This window comes from Prevotella sp. MGM1 (genome assembly GCF_002933775.1).
Taxonomy (GTDB): Bacteria; Bacteroidota; Bacteroidia; order Bacteroidales; family Bacteroidaceae; genus Prevotella.
Window position 1 is genome coordinate 1 of the sequence record NZ_BEWV01000053.1, and the last position, 18456, is coordinate 18456.

Annotated in this window: 14 protein-coding genes; 8 read left to right on the forward strand and 6 right to left on the reverse strand. The window is 51.0% G+C overall.

Annotated features, from left to right (window positions below; all coding sequences use genetic code 11):
- A partial coding sequence (locus tag MoGM_RS01265) for a pitrilysin family protein (protein WP_104368414.1) occupies window positions 1-2462 on the forward strand: 2462 nt, incomplete at its 5' end.
- Between the two features lie 311 nt (window positions 2463-2773).
- Window positions 2774-3778 carry a YqiA/YcfP family alpha/beta fold hydrolase gene (locus tag MoGM_RS01270; protein ID WP_104368415.1) on the forward strand — a complete coding sequence of 335 codons (1005 nt, stop codon included), beginning with the start codon at window positions 2774-2776 and terminating at the stop codon, window positions 3776-3778.
- 199 nt (window positions 3779-3977) lie between these two features.
- Here the strand turns inward: MoGM_RS01270 and MoGM_RS01275 are convergent, their stop codons facing one another.
- Entirely contained in the window at window positions 3978-4601 is a 624-nt protein-coding gene (locus MoGM_RS01275) for a formate/nitrite transporter family protein (RefSeq protein WP_371410488.1), read from the reverse strand.
- Between the two features lie 144 nt (window positions 4602-4745).
- Window positions 4746-7709, reverse strand: a complete 2964-nt coding sequence (locus tag MoGM_RS01280; protein WP_104368417.1) for a PEP/pyruvate-binding domain-containing protein — start codon at window positions 7707-7709, stop codon at window positions 4746-4748.
- A gap of 78 nt (window positions 7710-7787) precedes the next feature.
- Here MoGM_RS01280 and MoGM_RS12745 point away from each other — a divergent pair, with 78 nt between their 5' ends.
- Window positions 7788-7973 (forward strand): hypothetical protein, encoded by a 186-nt coding sequence (locus MoGM_RS12745; protein ID WP_146078609.1) that lies wholly within the window; start codon window positions 7788-7790, stop codon window positions 7971-7973.
- 14 nt (window positions 7974-7987) lie between these two features.
- Here MoGM_RS12745 and MoGM_RS01285 read toward each other — a convergent pair whose 3' ends face one another.
- From MoGM_RS01285 to MoGM_RS01295, 3 genes are all read right to left on the reverse strand, one after another.
- A complete protein-coding gene (locus MoGM_RS01285; protein ID WP_104368418.1) occupies window positions 7988-8416 on the reverse strand; it encodes an META domain-containing protein in 429 nt (142 codons plus the stop codon).
- Window positions 8417-8564: 148 nt separating this feature from the next.
- Window positions 8565-9017, reverse strand: a complete 453-nt coding sequence (locus MoGM_RS01290; protein ID WP_146078610.1) for a PepSY-like domain-containing protein — start codon at window positions 9015-9017, stop codon at window positions 8565-8567.
- Window positions 9018-9140: 123 nt separating this feature from the next.
- The gene (locus MoGM_RS01295) at window positions 9141-11609 is read right to left on the reverse strand and encodes a glycoside hydrolase N-terminal domain-containing protein (RefSeq protein WP_233210100.1); all 2469 of its coding nucleotides are present in this window, start codon (window positions 11607-11609) and stop codon (window positions 9141-9143) included.
- A 460-nt stretch (window positions 11610-12069) separates the two neighbouring features.
- On the opposite strand from MoGM_RS01295, the gene MoGM_RS01300 reads away from it, so the two are divergent.
- From MoGM_RS01300 to MoGM_RS01320, 5 genes are all read left to right on the forward strand, one after another.
- Window positions 12070-12264, forward strand: coding sequence for a hypothetical protein (locus MoGM_RS01300; protein WP_104368420.1), 195 nt, complete (start codon window positions 12070-12072; stop codon window positions 12262-12264).
- The gene (locus MoGM_RS01305; RefSeq protein ID WP_104368421.1) at window positions 12261-13280 is read left to right on the forward strand and encodes a PD40 domain-containing protein; all 1020 of its coding nucleotides are present in this window, start codon (window positions 12261-12263) and stop codon (window positions 13278-13280) included. Before MoGM_RS01300 ends, MoGM_RS01305 begins: the two co-directional genes overlap by 4 nt.
- A 44-nt stretch (window positions 13281-13324) precedes the next feature.
- Window positions 13325-14005 carry a porin family protein gene (locus MoGM_RS01310; protein WP_104368422.1) on the forward strand — a complete coding sequence of 227 codons (681 nt, stop codon included), beginning with the start codon at window positions 13325-13327 and terminating at the stop codon, window positions 14003-14005.
- A 1014-nt stretch (window positions 14006-15019) separates the two neighbouring features.
- Complete coding sequence (locus MoGM_RS01315) at window positions 15020-15514, forward strand: RNA polymerase sigma factor (RefSeq protein ID WP_104368425.1); 495 nt, start codon at window positions 15020-15022, stop codon at window positions 15512-15514.
- A gap of 62 nt (window positions 15515-15576) precedes the next feature.
- Complete coding sequence (locus MoGM_RS01320) at window positions 15577-16149, forward strand: hypothetical protein (protein ID WP_104368423.1); 573 nt, start codon at window positions 15577-15579, stop codon at window positions 16147-16149.
- Window positions 16150-16468: 319 nt separating this feature from the next.
- On the opposite strand, the gene MoGM_RS01325 is transcribed toward MoGM_RS01320, so the two are convergent.
- Complete coding sequence (locus tag MoGM_RS01325; RefSeq protein WP_104368426.1) at window positions 16469-18400, reverse strand: AAA domain-containing protein; 1932 nt, start codon at window positions 18398-18400, stop codon at window positions 16469-16471.
- Window positions 18401-18456: the final 56 nt, after the last annotated feature.

The window sequence follows — 18456 nt, forward strand, 5'->3', positions numbered from 1 at the left end:
AGACTGTGTATAACATCAACGACGTGCCCACTACGACAAAGGGAAACATCGACTCCTGCCTGCTCATACTGCACGACTGGGCCGACGGACTGCTGCTCGAAACGGCCGAGATAGACAAGGAGCGCGGCGTGATACACGAGGAGTGGCGCATGCGCAGCTCGGCAAGCCAGCGTATACTCGAACGCAACCTTCCCACTCTGTATCCGGGAAGCAAGTACGGTCACCGCATGCCTATCGGACTGATGGAAATCATCGACAACTTCAAGCCCGAGGTTTTGCGCGCATACTACGAGAAGTGGTACCGCCCCGACTTGCAGGGAATAGTGGTTGTGGGCGACCTTGACGTGGACTACGTTGAAAGCAAGATCAAAGAGATGTTCGGCGGCATAAAGATGCCCGAGAACCCGGCCAAGTACGAAATGTATCCCGTACCGGCCAACAACGAGCCTATCTACGTGATCGACAAGGACAAAGAACAGCAGAACAACATCATCGAGCTGCTCTTCAAGCAGGAGAGAATGCCGCAGGAAATGCGCGGGACGCTTGCCCTGATGTTGCAGAGCTACATGACATCGGTAGTATCGACATGTCTCAACGCACGTCTGGGAGAACTGTCTCAGAAAGCCGACTGCCCGTTCTTGCAGGCCGGCTCGCAATACGGTGAATATATAATGAGCCGCACATGCGATGCCTTCATGGTATACATCATCCCGAAACCGGGACAGGACGCAGCCGCCGTACAGGCTGTGATGGAAGAGGTTGAGCGTGCCAACCGCTTCGGATTTACCGCCACCGAGGTGCTCAGGGCGCGCGACGAGCAGATAAGCTCGTTCGAGAAGATATACGAGAACCGCGACAAGCGCAAGAACGGCAGTTTCGTAAACGAATATGTACGCCACTTCCTCGACGGCGATTACTTCACAGACATCGAGACAGAATTCCAGACTTTCAAGGCATACGCACAGCAATTGCCGGCCGAAGCCATTTCAACAGCATTCAAAGAGATGGTGGCAAGCACCGACACCAACTTCGTATGCCTGGCCCTGTACGCAGACAAAGAGGGAGTGACCATTCCTACAGCCGACGCTTTCAAACAGGCCATCAAGACAGCCAAGGGGGCGAAACTCGAAGCATACGTGGACAATGTAAAAGACGAACCGCTCGTACCGCAACTTCCCACACCGGTGAAGATAAAGAAGGAGGCGGCCGCAGAACACGGATATACATGCTGGACTCTGGCCAACGGAGCACGAGTGTTCTTTAAAAAGACTGACTTCAACAACTCACAGGTCATGATGGCGGCACGCTCGCTCGGCGGAACAAACAAAGTGAAAGAGGAAGACCTCACCAACGCCGAACTGCTGACAGCTGTGATGAGTTCGACAGGTATCGGAAATTTCAACTCTGTGGAACTTGAAAAGAAAATGGCCGGCAAGCAGGTGAGCCTCTCTCCCAGCCTGACAATGACGACAGACCGTCTCGACGGTAACAGCACACCGAAAGACCTTCGCACGCTTTTCGAACTCATTTACCTGCGTTTCCAGAAGCCGAGCGTAGACAACGACGGATACAACAACCTGATACAGACACTGCGCACACAACTGCAAAACGTGGTCAAGAACCCCGATGTGGCTTTCTCTGACTCCATACAGCAGACTCTGTACGGCCACAACAAGCGTGTGGGCAGCGTCATCCCCGACCTCGACAAAGCCAACTACGAGACTGTACGCCGCATTTACAGCGAGCGTTTCGCGTCGGCAGGTGACTTTGACTTCTTCTTCACAGGAGCATTCGACACAGACAGCCTGCGTGCGTTTACAGAGCAGTATATCGCCACTCTGCCCGGTATCAAGAAGCGCGAGAAACTCACAGACTGCGGCATACGCCCCGTGAAAGGCAACGTAGAGAACCGCTTCAAGCGCCAGATGGAAAGCCCGAAGGCAAGCATCAGGGTGATCTGGACCGGCGAGGTGAAATATGACAACAAGACAGCGGCCGTGGTCAACGCTCTCGGTGAAATCCTGTCACAGCGTTACTTGAAGAGCATCCGCGAGGAAGGATCGATGGCATACTCGGTAGGCGCGCGCGCATCCATCGACTGTGTACTATACGACAGCTATACGATGCAGGTATATTGCCCGGTGAAACCCGAGAAGATGGACAGCGCCCTCTATCTGATGAAAGTCGGAATAGACGACATAGCAGCCAAAGGAGTGACCGAAGAAGAACTGACGAAGGTTAAAGAGTTTGAGGTCAAGGACTACAACGACAGCCAGCGCGAGAACAGTTACTGGCAGAACCAGATTGTGTTGACAGCTCTTTGGGGCAAGGACGACCATAAAGGCATGCTCGAAGCGATAAAGAGCGTGACCTCGAAGGACATTCAGGACTTTGTGAGCAACTACCTGTTGAAGCAACACAATTGCGTGACAGTGACCATGCTGCCCGAGGAGAACAAGTAAGAAGCATGCGCAAAAGAAAGATTTTCATTTCGGACAAGCACATCGTACTCATCCGGATAATAACATAGAATCTTTCTGACAAGAACTATCACCCCCGGTATCGCACACCATCCATCATGCGATGCCGGGGTTTATTTTCATCCATACTTAAAACACCAGTCAAGCACGGTTGGATAATACCTAAACCGCTGCGATTTACTTTGACATTACATACCATTGCCACATAACATGTGATCAGCAAGTTGAAGGTGAGTAATTGTAATATGCCTTAAAATTTATATCTTTGCAACCGGAACAAGATAATACGTCAGATGGAAATCAATCACACGCTATCATACCCCGACCTGATGGCCGGAAAGAACATACTATACGTCCATGGCTTCGGCTCTTCGGGACAATCGGGAACGGTATCGAAAATCCGTGAGCTGCTGCCAGAAGCCACAGTGACGGCTCCCGACCTGCCGATACATCCACATGAGGCAATGGAACTTCTGCAAAAGACATGCGACGAGATTAAACCCGACCTGATAATAGGCACGTCGATGGGCGGAATGTATGCCGAGATGCTGCGGGGCTTCGACCGCATACTTGTCAACCCCGCATTCAAGATGGGCGAAGACATACTGAAAAACAACATGCTCGGCAAGGTTACGTTCCTGAATCCGAGACAAGACGGCATCAAGGAGTTCATGATGACAAAGCAAATACAGGCCGAATATCAGGAAATAACGGAACAATGCTTCACCGGCATCGATGAGGACGAGCAACAACACGTATGGGGATTGTTCGGTATCGAGGATCCGGTGGTACACACCCATGACCTTTTTGCCGCACGATACCGCAACGCCCTGCGCTTCCACGGCGGGCACCGCATGAACGACAGCATACTGCTGCACTCCGTACTGCCGGTAATCAGGTGGATATACGACAGGCAGGAACATCGCCAGCGCAATATTATATATATCTGCATCGAGGAAACGATGGAACACAACGGCAGGCCGCTGCCAAGTTTAGTAAAGGCATACAGGCTTCTGCTCGAGTTTTACGACATACATATCGTGGCCGCGGCTCCGACCAACAATACCGAATACGCACGCCGTATGCAGGAATGGACGTTTGAAAATCTCGGAGTGGCGGCCTATAACCGGCTGATACTTACCAACCGGAAAGACCTGCTATACGGTGATTATCTCATCGACAGGCTTGAGGACAACGGTTCGAAAGACTTCATGGGCACACGGATAGAGTTCGGCTCGGACACATTCAAGACGTGGGATGAGGTAATTGAGTATTTCAGCAGGCTCGGAGGGCAATAGCATCAAGCGACAAACGACATAAATAACACAAACAGGCGGTAATGCCTTGATTACAAAAGACCTTGTCCCGGCTGTAAACAAGCATGAGACAAGGCCTTATCAGATGTATTAATAGCCTTTATTTTATATCTTACAAGAAGCCATCAACATATTAACGACGCGTCATATGGCTCTTTATCAAACAAAAAAACAAGACGCTTTATGCTTTCTTATCAGCCTTTATCATCCAACGATAAAGATTGCAGCCGATGAAGTTTCCGAGTACTTCCGCGACATAAACAACCGCTATATCGGCAGCAGGCAGCGACGCGCAAGAGGCCAACAGGAAATAGAACGCGTCGGCTATGCTGTGCGTGAAACCGCAAAGAATGAACACCGGCACGCCGAACAACAACGGAAGCATCTTGCCCTGGCGGGCAAACTGCACGGCGGCAGTCATTATAAATCCGCATCCGACAGCCAGAATACCGCATGCCAGCACTCCTATTTCCATACGGCTGTCGACTACCGCCATGGCCGGCGCTATGCAATCGGGCTTCGAGTAGAATATGGCAAGAGCCGAAAGGCCGCATCCCAAGATATTGCCGAGCAGCACGGTGAAGAGCATCGCCCAGTCGCCATGACGACGGATAAAGCCCGCCGTACCCGTATACAGTTTCAAACCGTAATACACTACCGTGGTAAGACCGAAAGCAAATAGCACTGCTCCTGCCACACCGCCCACACGAAGATTAACCACACAACCTATTGAAATACACAATCCGGCAAGTATCGCCGACGGAAACACCGATTTAAACATTATCCTTTTCTTTCTTTTTATTATTGATTATATTTTAACTTGCCAACCAAGGCCGCTCCATCAAAACGGATAAAAAAACAAGACATCTGTCTATTTACATCTCAACCCGACTATCATGACGGCCTATTAGATTTTGGAACACACCATCCGGACTGCCGATCTACAGTCTCACTCGCTCATCACAACCACTCCCTCCTGCTTCTTTCCGTCCATCATTATCTTCAACGGGCGGTCAAACCTGACGTGACGGATATATTCGGTCTCAGTCACAGCCGGCATGCTGTCGAGCAGGTCGGTGCGGCATATACCGTCACCGTTATATGGGTTGACCGTAAAATACCCCACCCCGAACGATGTCAGGTTCTGGAAGAAATGCGTTCCCTGGCTCGGATCCACGCGATAGTTCTTCAATCCGGCCTCTACAATCACCCTGGCGGCACTTATATGCGGCCACTTCACGGGAATACCGAGCCAATAATCGCTCGACCCCCAACGCCCGGGACCAATCAGAATATAGTTCTTTCCCTCGTCAAGGAACCTGCGGTTAATAGCTTCCACATCCCTCGCTATGTCCGGATTGTTGGTGGCAGTGAAGTTCTCATCTGTCTTCACATACACAACATCCGTCACATCCTCGCTTATTCCATGACCGAGCGAGTTGTGAGAGCGCAGCAGACAGCTCTCGTCGGCAATCGCTTGCAGGTCGGTGTCAAGCACTTGCTTGCTATCCACTATCGGACGTATCTGCAACAGATAAAGTTCTCCTGTCTTATCGGCATTCAAATTGCACGCGAACTCTATCTCAACAGGACGCTTCATCTCGTCCGCCCCGCACTTCTGAGCCGTCTGCAACAGTTCCGGCAGTGGAAAAACGCCTTGTTGCAGCACCCCACAGAACGATATTACCTTGCGTCCGCCCTCATATATACCGTCACGGATGATTTGATCGTATGGATCGAAAGTAGACGCTATATAGTTCAACGAACCGTCCTTGTCGGCCTCTTTAACCCTCAGATTAAGTATATTAAACCCGTCGTCGGCCTTTAGATCCGTGCCCACATTCTTCATGTCGAGAGCGTAGAAACGTGTCTGTGTGTCACGCAGGGCCGTCTCCATCTCGCTGGTTTGCAACACCTGATGCGGATGATGCGGGCTGACGCGAAGCGTTTGACCGCCGTCCACGATATACTTACCCAATCCGAGAGCGAGATTTACAATGCCCTCTTCCGACTTTTCGTCGCCAATAGGGTAATAATTGAGCGAGCGCAGCACACCGCTGAAATTCGGATAATACCTGTCGCCATACCTGTGACCCACCACTTCCTGCAATATCACCGCCATCTTCTCCTGGTCTATCACATTGCTCGTGGCCGTCATATACGCCTTCGAGTCCTTGTAGAACACCGACGCATACACACCCTTGATGGCAGCTGCAAGCATTTTCACCATCTCATACTTATCTTCAAGATACGGTATCATGTATGTCGAGTATATTCCGGCAAACGGCTGATAGTGTGAGTCTTCGAGAAGAGACGACGAGCGCACGGCTATCGGTGACTTCACGGCATCGAAGAACGTATAGAAATCGGCTATCAGAGAGTCCGGCAACTGTGCTTTCAGGAAGTGCGCGAGTATCTCTTCGTCGCCAGCGTCGCTCAAGGCAATCTGATACAGGTTGTTGGAGTCCATGAACTCATCGAAGAAATCGGTGCAGAGTACCACCGTGCGAGGTATGGACACTTTTGCTCCCGGGAAGCGGTTGAACTCCGGATGACGCTTGATTATATTGTCGAGAAACGCCAGGCCGCGGCCCTTTCCTCCGAGAGAGCCGTCTCCTATGCGAGCGAAATGCCCGTAAGCATCAAACTTTCCACGGTCAAACACAGCCACGATACCTATGTTTTTCATCTTTCTGTACTGCACTATGGCATCGAATATTATCTGACGGTGGGCATCCACGTCCTGCAACTTGTGCCATGTGACGTGTTTCAGGAATGCCGATACCGGGAAAATGGCACGTGCGCTGAGCCATCTGCTCATGTGGTTGCGGCTCACATGATAAAGCATCGAATCGTTAGGGATGGTGAATATGCAGTCCTGCAATTCCTTCAATGTGCTTATCCTCATCACCTCGGCATGCGTGACCGGGTCGCGGAAGATAAAATCCCCGAAGCCCATGTGCTCTTCCATGAGGTTGCGCAGGTCTATATTCATCTTCTTCGAGTTCTTGTCAACAAAGCGGAAGCCCTCTGCTTTCGCCCTAGCCGCATTCACTGTTTCCGAACTCTGCAGTATCAACGGGATATACTCGTCGCGCCGTCTTATCTCACGCAGCAGTTCCAGACCTGCGTCCCTGTTATCCGCACCGTCCTTGGCGAAGCGCGTGTCGCTTATCACTCCGAGCATATTTCCCGAATATTTGTCGTATATCGCCATCGCCTCCTCATAGTTACGGGCAAGAACCACCTTCGGACGGCCTCTCTTCCGCTGCGCTGCCGCATGAGGGTTGAGCGCTTCCGTGGAGAAGCGCTTGCTTTGCTGGAGAATATAATTATACAGATTCGGCAGTATCGACGAATAAAACCTGATACTGTCTTCCACAAGCAATATCACCTGCACGCCGGCCTCGCCTATGTCATGCTCTATGTTCATCTGGTCTTCGATGAGTTTTATTATAGAGAGTATGAGATTGGTGTTTCCCAACCAGCAGAACACATAGTCGAAGATAGACAGATCCTCGTTTTTCATACGCCGCGTGATGCCATGGGAGAAAGGCGTGAGCACAACGCACGGAATGTTCGGCGAACAGGCCTTCACGTCACGCGCCACATCGAAAGCGTCGTTGTCGGCGTTTCCGGGCATACAGATCACAAGGTCGATATCCGATGTCTTCATCACCTCGCGAGCCTCTTCCGTCGTGCTCACCTGCGTGAATGTCGGCGGATACCGCAGTCCGAGATCCATATACTCATCAAAGATTTTCTCGTCTACCCGCCCGTCGTCTTCAAGCATGAATGCGTCGTATGGGTTAGCTACGATGAGGACGTTGAATATTCGGTGCGTCATCAGATTGACGAACGACACGTCTTTCAACAAAAAATCATTCCACTCGTTGGGGATATTCTTGCTCATGTCTTTTTGCTTGGATTTCTATCGCTGCGCAAAAATACGCATAAACGGCGAGAAAACCAAGGTCATGAGATTATTTTTATGAGAATACTGCAAAACGTCCACATAGGAAAACAGGGACACGGAGATACGGATTATCATCAGCACAACCGATATATATCCCGCATTCTCCGTGTCCCTGTTTTCCTGTTTTCATTCCAAACCGGGCTTTACCGCCCGCCGGGAATACAGAACCGCCATACCCGTGGCGGTATCACGCCCCTTTAGGGGGATCGTGAGCATTACTTTTTCTTCAATTCCATCACCGTCTTGCCGGACTTGTCTGCCAGTTCCAGCTTATTATCGCCCACGAGCTTGAATTTCTCCACACTGTTGAGCGCATCGAGCACCTTCTGCTCCACATCCATCTTGGCGCACATCATCCGTGTGCTGCCCATGTGGCCGAAGCTTATCTTGCCTGTCTTGCCGTCGGCTGTCATTCCTCCCATGAGATTATTGCAACTCGTGCTGCCGTATATCCTGCTTTCAGCGACGTTGAAACCGATGAACGGTGCTTTCTCCACATCTGCCTCTTTAATTTCATGTCCGTTCACTTTTACTATGTTCCACTCACCTCCGAGTCTGTAAACAGAACCCACCTTGCCGCTCGTTCCGCACGATGCCAACGCCGCTACGGCGCACACTGCGGTCAATACTTTCTTCATTTTCATTGTCTTTATATATTACGTGTTTTCTTTTATTCCCCAAAAAACTGTCCCGTCTGAATTCAAACGGGACAGCAAAGATAATCTTTTTACACATTACATACAAACATCGGCCGATTACTTATGTTTTTTTTAACATACCGGCCATGCGCCGTCAGTCATCTATATCTATCACATTATAGTTGTTGTCGAATGTTATTTCAAGTCCGGAAGACAGCTTCACCTCGCACTTGCCGCGACCCTTGTCTATCTCCACGACCTTGGTTCTCGGATAGTTGGCTTTCAGATATGTCCTGACTGCCTGCGGGACGAGAGCGGCCGGCACCGCACCTGTCTTTACAGACACATCTTTCCAGTTTCCGTTTCCGTCAAACTCTATCTTATCGCCGTTGGTGAACACCACGTCATAGCTCGTCTTCTCGAAGAAGCCTGTCTCCATCTTCACCATCGCCACTTTCTTCTTGCCGAAATAAACCTTTATGGTCTTCTGTGCCATACAAGGCAGGTCTGTCAGTGTTATTGCCTTGCCGTTGCCCGCCGTAGCCGTGGCACCCAACATGAAAACACCCATAATCATCATGACAATTCTTCTTACTATTCCTTTCATAATCTTATCCTTATTTATTGTTATTACTGTTTTATTACGGCACAAAAGTAGCAATTATTTCCCACAGGCCAAGCATTACAAAACACATCTTAACCATCTTTGGGCTTTTATGTAAATAAAATGTTAAAGCAAGGTTACCGTCTCTCCGCCACGCAGGTTCAGGCGCTTTGAGCGGCCGTTGTATTTCACTGTAGTGCTGCCGCCCCGGCGAGAAGCGATCCTAAGTCCGGTGACGCGGCCGCCGCTCCAGCTCATATCCACGACGAAACCTCCGCGGGCGCATATCCCGCTCACACTTCCCTCGCTCCACTGCCCCGGCAGTGCGGGAAGAAGCGTTATCTCAGCCGGGGTCGACTGCATGAGCATCTCTATCACTCCGGCGCAGCCGCCGAAGTTGCCGTCTATCTGGAACGGGGAGTGGGCATCGAGCAGATTGGGATATGTGCCACCGCCGCGACGGGCGTCCGCTCCTTTATATCCGTCGGGGCTGACATAGCTCAACAGCTTGCGGTATATGTGATAGGCTCCGTCGGCGTCGAGCAGGCGGGCATAGAGGTTCACACGCCATCCCGTGCTCCATCCCGTGGTCTTGTCGCCTTTTATTTCAAGCGTGCGGGCACATGCCCTGGCAAGGTCGGGAGTGGCACCGACAGACAGATGGTGGCCGGGATAAAGCCCGAACAGGTGCGACTGGTGGCGGTGCTGCGGGTCACTGTCTTTCAGGTCATGATACCACTCCTGCAAGTTTCCGTCCTTACCTACCTTATATGGTTGCAGACGGGCAAGCGTCCTGTCGGCAGTACGTATGAAGTCCCGGTCAATGCCAAGCTCACGTGCCGCATCCCGTGCGTCGATCAGGCACTCACGTATCATGGCAAGGTCGGAAGTATTACCATACGAAGTGGCGGCGGAATATCCCTCGGGGGTTATGAACTTGTTCTCGGGCGACGTGCCGGGCGATGTCAGCAGCCGGCCGTCTTTCTCTGTGAGCCAACCAACGCAAAATTCGGCCGCTCCCTTGAGCAGCGGATAGTTGGCCCGGAGAAACGCCTTGTCCTGAGTGAAGAGATAGTGCTCCCATATATGCGTGCTGACCCACGCCCCGCCCATGTTCCAACAGGCCCACGACGGGTCGCCGGCATGAAGGCCCACCGGGCAGGTCATGGCCCATATATCCGTGTTATGCCCGAGACACCATCCGCGGCCTACACCGTAATACTCTCGGGCCGTAGTCTCTCCCGTCTTGCCCAGATTACCGATAAAGGTGAGCAGCGGGCGGTGCATCTCGCTCAGGTTGGCCGTCTCGGCCGCCCAGTAGTTCTCTTCAAGGTTGATGTTGGCCGTGTAGTTGCAGCTCCAAGGCGGCGTTATCTTCTCGTTCCACAGCCCTTGCAGGTTTGCGGGCACCCCCTCGGTGCGCGAGCACGATATGAGCAGATAGCGCCCATACTGGAAATAGAGCGCTTCCAGCTCCGGATTGATCTGGTTTTCCTCTGTGTACAACCGCAACTGCCGGTCAGTGGGCATGGCTGCGATGACAGGGTCTGTCTTTCCGAGGTCGAGGCTCACCCGCCCGAAAAGGCGCTGATAGTCATATAGATGAGTATGATAAAGCTCGTCGTATGTCTTTTTCACCGCACGGCCTATACGCCTCTTGGCAAGCGCACGGTAGTCGCGGCCCTCGGTAACGGGATTTTTGTCAAATCCGTTGAAGCTCGTCACATTGGTCACGAATACCAGCACATCGCCGCATCCCTCTATCTTCAAGTCACCGGAAGGATAAGAAACTATGCGCCCCGTGCCGCTCTTGTCCACGGCACGGATGACGGTCCGGAAACGTATTCCGCGCGACGGGTCATATATTATCCGCTCGTCGTCGGCCACACCCTTGTAATAGCTCGGATACGACTTGTGTGCCGCATATCCCTCGGCAACAATCTCTCCACCGGCCGATGTCACGGAACACGGCAGTTGCGACTTGAACCGCAGCACGGCGTTGATCTTCTCTCCGCCGGCTCTCATCCTTATCACTATCACCGAGTCGGGAGCCGAGGCGAAATAGTCAGTGGAAAACTCTCCGCCGGCCGTCCGGTAGCTTGTCGACGCCACGGCTCTGTCTATGTCTAAACAACGCCGGTAACCGGTTGTTTTCCTCGCCATATTATCAATATGTTCTATCGTGAGTTGACCGAGAGGCTGATATGTCTCGGAGTAGTGCCCCTGTATTTTCCTGTTGGCGCGGTCGGCGGCGCGATAGTCACCCTTGTCGAGCAGCGCGCGTATCTCGGGAAGGGCTTTGTGCGCTCCCGGCGTTGTCACCTCCGTGTCGGGCATTCCCGTCCACAAGGTAATGTCGTTGAGCGAAACGCGGTCGGTGTGCGTGCCGCCATACACCACGGCTCCCAGCGTGCCATTGCCTATCACAAGGGCTTCCTCGAAGTGTTCGGCCGGCCGGTCGTAATGGAGTGTGAGCCGGCTGCCGCTCTCTCGGGCTACAAGCACCGAAGCGGCAGACAGGGCCGCAAGGCATGCCGTCAGCCGTACACGCCCGGCCACATACCTAATTACATAATACGTTCTCTTCATCATCATACCTGTTTTTTTAATTTATGGTTAATAGTATTGTCTGAATGCGCAAATTTACAAAAAAACAGTTACAATCACATGGCAAACCTCCAAATAATGCAATTCGGCATATTACGTTCGTTTTTTTACACATAATGTTGTCCGCTACGAAAAAAAACACTATCTTTGCACTGTCCTTTCCACGGAGAGGACAGTGAACATTTGAGTGAAATACGTGTTTATGAACTTCGTTCTCGTCTCAAAATAACGGCCAATAATTAATTGAGAAGCGTAAGAGAATAAAGGGATTAGATACGCCTGTATGCGGGCGTATTCTCCTTTTAGTTTTTTATCTTACGCGGGGTGCTTGGCCGTTCCCTTGGGGCGATAAATGAATGTGAAGAAGACGCCCGCTCTTTTGTTTCACCATGTTTTTATTGCAAAGAAGAACCCCTAAATAACGGCCAATTATGAAAGGTTTGTTCTTATGGACACAGACGTGGCGATTCCGGCTTATGCCGGTAGCCTGCCAAGTCTGTCGTTTCCTCCGGTATGGCGTGGCACATTGCCACTTCAGAGCGTCAGTCTGCCCGCCGTATTACCGCTCATGCCATTCCGCATGCGCGGCAGCAATAATCATATGCACTTTATTATTAACAAAAACGATAAGGACAAGCAATGAAAAGGACTATTTTCACAGTCATGGCACTGGCACTGATAGCATCGGCTGCCGGAGCAAAGAAAGTCAAATTCGACTATTCGGTGGTGTTCGTGCCTGAGGAGGGCGGAGTGAAATTTGAGAAAATCACCGAGGATGCCGACAACGTGTCCGACTACGAGGGCGGCCTCGTGGCCAAGGCTTCAAGCATTTTCGGTTCAAAGAAGACCAGCGTGCTCGACTGGTGGGTGATACCACAGATAGCCCTCTCGCCCGACGGCAAGCGCATAGGATATATCAACGAGAAAAACAAGACAACAAACGTAATGATAAAGAGTGCCTCGAAGGGCGGTCCCAGCGTGCAGCGCACGTTCCGCACCAACGTGGAGGGATTTACATGGAGCCCCGACGGCAGCACTCTCTGCTTCACCGAAGCGAGGGGCGGACACCACGGCGTATACCTCGTAGACGCCAACCAGGGCACGGTGGTGCGCCAGATATCGAACGGAACGGACAACGACTACGGCGGAGTGCTGAGTCCCGACGGCAACACAATATTCTTTCATCGCGGCGAGGGACGCTCGAGTTACAGCCTTTGGAGCTATGACCGCAAGACAAACCTTTTCTCCAACTACTCACGCGGTATGACGGCATGTCTCATTCCGGGCAACAAGCACACCATCTACTGCGCACGCTTCACCGACAAGAACGAGAGCGAGATATGGCGCATAAACTTCGAGACGGGCGTGGAAGAGGTCATACTCACACAGCCGGGCAAGAGCTTCACCACCCCTCAACTGTCGCCCGACGGCAAATGGCTGCTCGTCACCGGCAGCAGCAAGTCGGAGAAAGAGGGCATCGACAATACCGATATCTTCGTTATCCGCACGGACGGCACGCAGCTGACCCAGCTCACATACCACCCCGGCAACGACCTGTCGCCTATATGGTCGCGCGACGGACGGAGCATATTCTTCCTATCACAGCGCGGATCGGCCGACAGGATCTACAACGTGTGGCGAATGGACTTCAACATGTAATTATTTTTTTAGCTCACATAATTATTAATTAAACTCTTTTTGAAATGAAAAAGACTTTATTGGTTATCGCATGTGCGGTACTTTCACTGACTGCTTCGGCACAGCGCGCAAGCAGTTCTTCTTCCTCTTTCTTCTCTACGGAAAAGGCCGAGGGCGGTATTGAATTCGGAATACGCGCAGGTATGAATATTGCGAACGCATCGGCATCTGATGAGAACGGGGTTTCCATCTCTCCGGGAAACCGCACAGCGTTTCACATCGGAGTTACGGCCGACATTCCCCTGATGCAAAGCCTGTACGTGCAGACCGGACTTTTCTTCCAGAATAAAGGCCATAAATACAAGGAAGACGAATATACCGAGACATCAAAGCCCATGTATCTCGAAATCCCGATATTGGCTTCCTACCGCTACGACTTCAGCGATGCCCTGCAACTGCAGATTAACGCCGGCCCTTACTTCGGCTACGGTATCGGTGGCAAGATAAAGGCTGAATGGAATGATGATGATTCATATGAAGTAGATTTCTTTGGCGACGGAGACGACAATTACGGTGCCAACCGATTCAACTGCGGTCTGCAGTTTGGCGCCGGTCTGACGTTCAGCAACCACTACTACCTGGGATTTGCCTATCAGCTCGGCCTGTCCAACGTCATAAAAACCAATGACGACTACGATAACGTGAAAGACAGAAACTGGATGATAAGCCTCGGCTACAACTTCTGACAAACGCATAAGTGTGCCGTAGGCGGATGGACACAGCCTGCCACGGCACATTTATATCATAATTTTTCCCCTTTTCGAGCCACATAACGGCTCACAAACCGGTGGAGGCATATTCCATGCTGTTGGACACAGCGACGAATATGCCCCTTCACTTTTCCGGCTTTCACCGGCAGTCACACATTTACATTGACACCTTGCCGTGTCATAGCCTCAACATATCACACAATGCTTTCCACCAAGACATGGCTATTTGCTCGAATTGCAAATACCAATCTCAATTAATCCCTAACAGACGGATTTGATTAAGCCGTTTTTACGCATTGTAAAATATAAGTCACACAAAAACCATTGTAAACCATATACTCAAATCCGGAGTATAAACGAATATTTATACAATAGAAGAATGAAAACGGATAAGAAATCCTTTGTTTTTTGACACAAAATCCCTTTTACCTACAGACACCGGCCGCCATCTCGCAACGGGATACCCGTTGGTTTCCATTCAGTATCCCGTCAGCTTCCGTTTAGTATCCCGTTGGCTTCCGTTCAGTATCCCGTTGCAAGGCAATCGGCTGCCGAATGAAGCATAAAAAACAATCATCCGAAAACAAAAAAAGGCTTCCGACACCATATGTCGGAAGCCTGATGCCACTGCCACATACAGACGGCAGAGATACACCAAACGTGCATTAATATGTAAACAGGCATGACACCGGTGGCGAACTGTCAAATATCACAGTCGGCAAAAACCGCATAAATATGCAATTCATGACTACAGGCAAGCAGAGGACATTATCGGTTTTGTAAATATTTATCATCGCTTCAGCATTTAAATTGATTTCAACATGCACAAATTTAATATAAAAAGTACGTCAAAACAAGCCTCATTACGATACACTTAGCGATATAACCGGATAAAAAATATGCGGATGAACAAAAAAAGATTACTTTCGCTGTAGTTTTTCCAACGTTCTTGCGACTAACGTGCAGAACGATTTCAATAAAATCAACATGATGAAAAAGAACGAGAAGGAATTTGAGCGGATGGTACACACGCACAAGAGCACGATTTACACCGTCTGCTACATGTTTTCCAAAGACCAGGACGAGGTGAACGACCTCTTTCAAGAGGTACTCATGAACCTGTGGATAAACTTCGACACGTTCCAAGGACGCAGCGACATAAAGACATGGATATACAGAGTGAGCCTCAACGTATGCGTATCGCTGGACAGGAAGAAACGGAAAACCGTCCGACGTGTACCGTTGCGGATAGACATGAACCCGTTTGAAGATACGGACAACAACTCGCTGCAAATGGAAATGCTAAGGAAACGGATAGCGAGACTCGGACCGTTCGACCGCGCCGTCATCATGCTGTGGCTCGAGAACATGAGCTACGACGACATCGGAGCCGTGATGGGAATAAGCGCGAAGAACGTATCGGTCAAACTGTACCGAATAAAGGAACAGCTCAGGAAAATGAGCGACGAAGCCGAGAGGAAATAAACGGGACGGCAATAATAATAAAACGATATTTAAAAAACAACAATAACTTAAAACGTGCGACAATGGAAAATAATATCATCAACAACAACGAAATGGAGCAACTCAAAAAGCAGCTCACCATATTCAAAGAGAAACTGGACAAGCAGACAATCGTAAGCGACAAGATGTTGCGCGAGGCCACGCACTCGAAAATCATGTGGATAAGAAACATGAACAGGTATATCAGCGTGGCTAGCGTGGTGCTGATACCGATGCTCTACCCTCTCTTCAACAAGATAGGAATGCCCATAGGAGCGAGCATCCTCATATTCCTGTTAATGATTTGCGAGGCAGTATATAACTTCATCAATACAAGAGGCATGAAAACACTGGCCGCGGGCAACCTGATAGAGGCGGGCGAGTGGCTGATAAGGTTCAAGCGCAACGAGAAATTGCAGATGATGATAGAGATACCCGTCATTATCATATGGCTGATATGGATATCCTTGACATGTTTTTCGCAATTTCTGGCCGGAGCCTTAATCGGCAGTGCAATAGGCCTTGGTCTCGCTTTCTGGATGCTATCCAAAGAGTTACGGTACATCAAAGAGATAACCGAGACAATAGAAGAATTCAAGAGCAATATCGAAGAATAAAAACACTTAGCTCGCTTAACAGACTGAACTACCCGTGCGGGCAGGCGGAAACAATAATGCTTTCGCCTGCCCGCAAACTTTATCTCCGCATTTAGGATAAAAGAATATCTGCTTTAAACAGCCCCATGATTTATGTTTATCCGACTGCCATATTCCGCAAAACGCATAAGTTTTTAATCCTAAATTCCCTATTTCTTTGCATAGTTCCGGAATGAATTACAAACTTATTATGATATTTTTGGGAATCGAAGAATAAAACTGATACAATGATATCAATAATTCGGGTACGAATGAATATTATATTGGGCAAAACCAGTATCTATAACGCCTTGACGTATTCCCACAGCTTGCGGTAGAACGGGTGGCGGGTCATGGTAGGCACGCTGCCGAGGACTATGAGTTTCATCCGGGCACGGGTGATGGCTACGTTCATGCGACGGAGGTCGCGCAGGAAACCGATCTGCCCCTCGTCGTTGGAGCGAACAAGCGAAATCAGTATCACATCGCGCTCCTGCCCCTGGAAACCATCAACAGTATTGACGGAAACCGAACGTCGATAAGGCTTGAAAAACTCGCTTTTGGCTATCCGCCGACGCAGATACTGCACCTGGGCACGATACGGCGAGATGACACCCACGTCTATCCGCTCGTCGATAATGCGCTGCCGGCCTATCCTTATGAAATAATCTTCGAGCGTTTTCAATGTCAGTTCGGCCTCGGCCTTGTTGATACGGCCAAAGTTCTCGCCGACAAACTGTTCCTTGAACGACACGTCTTCCGCCAGGTCGCCATACTCCGACGTGTCTACCCACTCCATGGGTACATCCAGGTCGAGTATGCCGCGATACCTGACATCGGGCGCCGCCTCTACCCCACCGCCGTAAAACCAGTCGCTCGAAAAACGCATTATATCCTCATTCATGCGATACTGCATGCGCAGAAGAGTCACCACATCGGGCTTCCGCTCAACGATGCGCTCCATGAGGGTCTTGCCCAAACCCGCTTTCAGGGCGGCTATGCTCTTCACCGTGGGCGGAAGCTGGCAGTGGTCGCCGGCAAATATCACACGGCCGGCACGACGGATGGGTATCCAGCATGCCGCCTCGAGCGCCTGGGCGGCCTCGTCTATGAAGAGAGTGGAGAACTTGGCGCCGTCGAGCAGGCGGTTGGCGCTGCCCACAAGCGTGGAAGCCACAACCCGTGCCTCGGCGAACAGTTCGGCGTTGATGCGTATCTCTATCTCCGTGGCACGGCTTTTGAGGCTTTCCATCTTGCCGTGCCACCGCTCATCGCCACGCCGGCGGTTGGCACGCAAGTCGCGGATGGCCTTGCGTATGCTCCAAAGCTGCGGGTAATCGGGATGAGCCTCAAAACGCCGCTCGTATGTGAAAGACAGCATCTTGTCGTTGACCTTGGTCGGGTTGCCTATCCGCAAGACATTAACACCACGGTCGACGAGTTTCTCCGATATCCAGTCTACGGCCATATTGCTCTGCGCACAGACGAGCACCTGGCTCTCACGCCGCAGCGTCTCGTATATGGCCTCCACGAGAGTGGTGGTCTTTCCCGTGCCCGGAGGACCGTGAACCACGGCCACGTCTTTCGCACGGAGCACGTTGTTGACGGCCTGTTCCTGCGTGGCGTTGAGATAAGGGAAGCGCAACGGGGAGAATGTGAGCGTCTCGGCTTTCTGTCTTGAATAAAAGAGGTCGCGCAGATAGCCGAGCCGTCCTTTGCCGCGCATGACCCGGTCGAGAGCGGCGAACATCGTGCGGTAGCTCGTCTCGTCGAACGACAACTGCAAGCCGGCATTCCCGGTTCCTTGCAAGTCGAGGATATTCGTTCCATCGGGAACGGTCACCACCATGCGGTCGCCGTCCACATAGCTCACCGTACCGGTCACACCATGCTTTATCCGGGTATTCTTCGCGCTTCCGCCACAGCTTTTTTCTTTTCCGGCGGCATTCCCGTTGTCTTCAACCGTGAAGAAAACAACGGGACGTCCGCACTCGAAATTATGCTCTATGTCGATGTCGGCTAGCCGGAAGACCTCTACGGCAAGTTGGTTGAGAGAGTTGTAATAACTGCGTGCGACACGCAACGGGAACCACGCATCGCCCCTCTTTACTATGCGCCGAAGTCCCATCTCGTCCGTCTGGCGGCGAAAAGTCTCCTTGTCGGCATTGTATTCCATTTCGAGCAACAACCGCTGCCGCTGCAGTTCGAGTAATGGTGATGTCGTTTCGGCCATGTCATTCCTTATAATCAAGTTTCACCACTATCACACGTATCTTCTGACTGTCACCG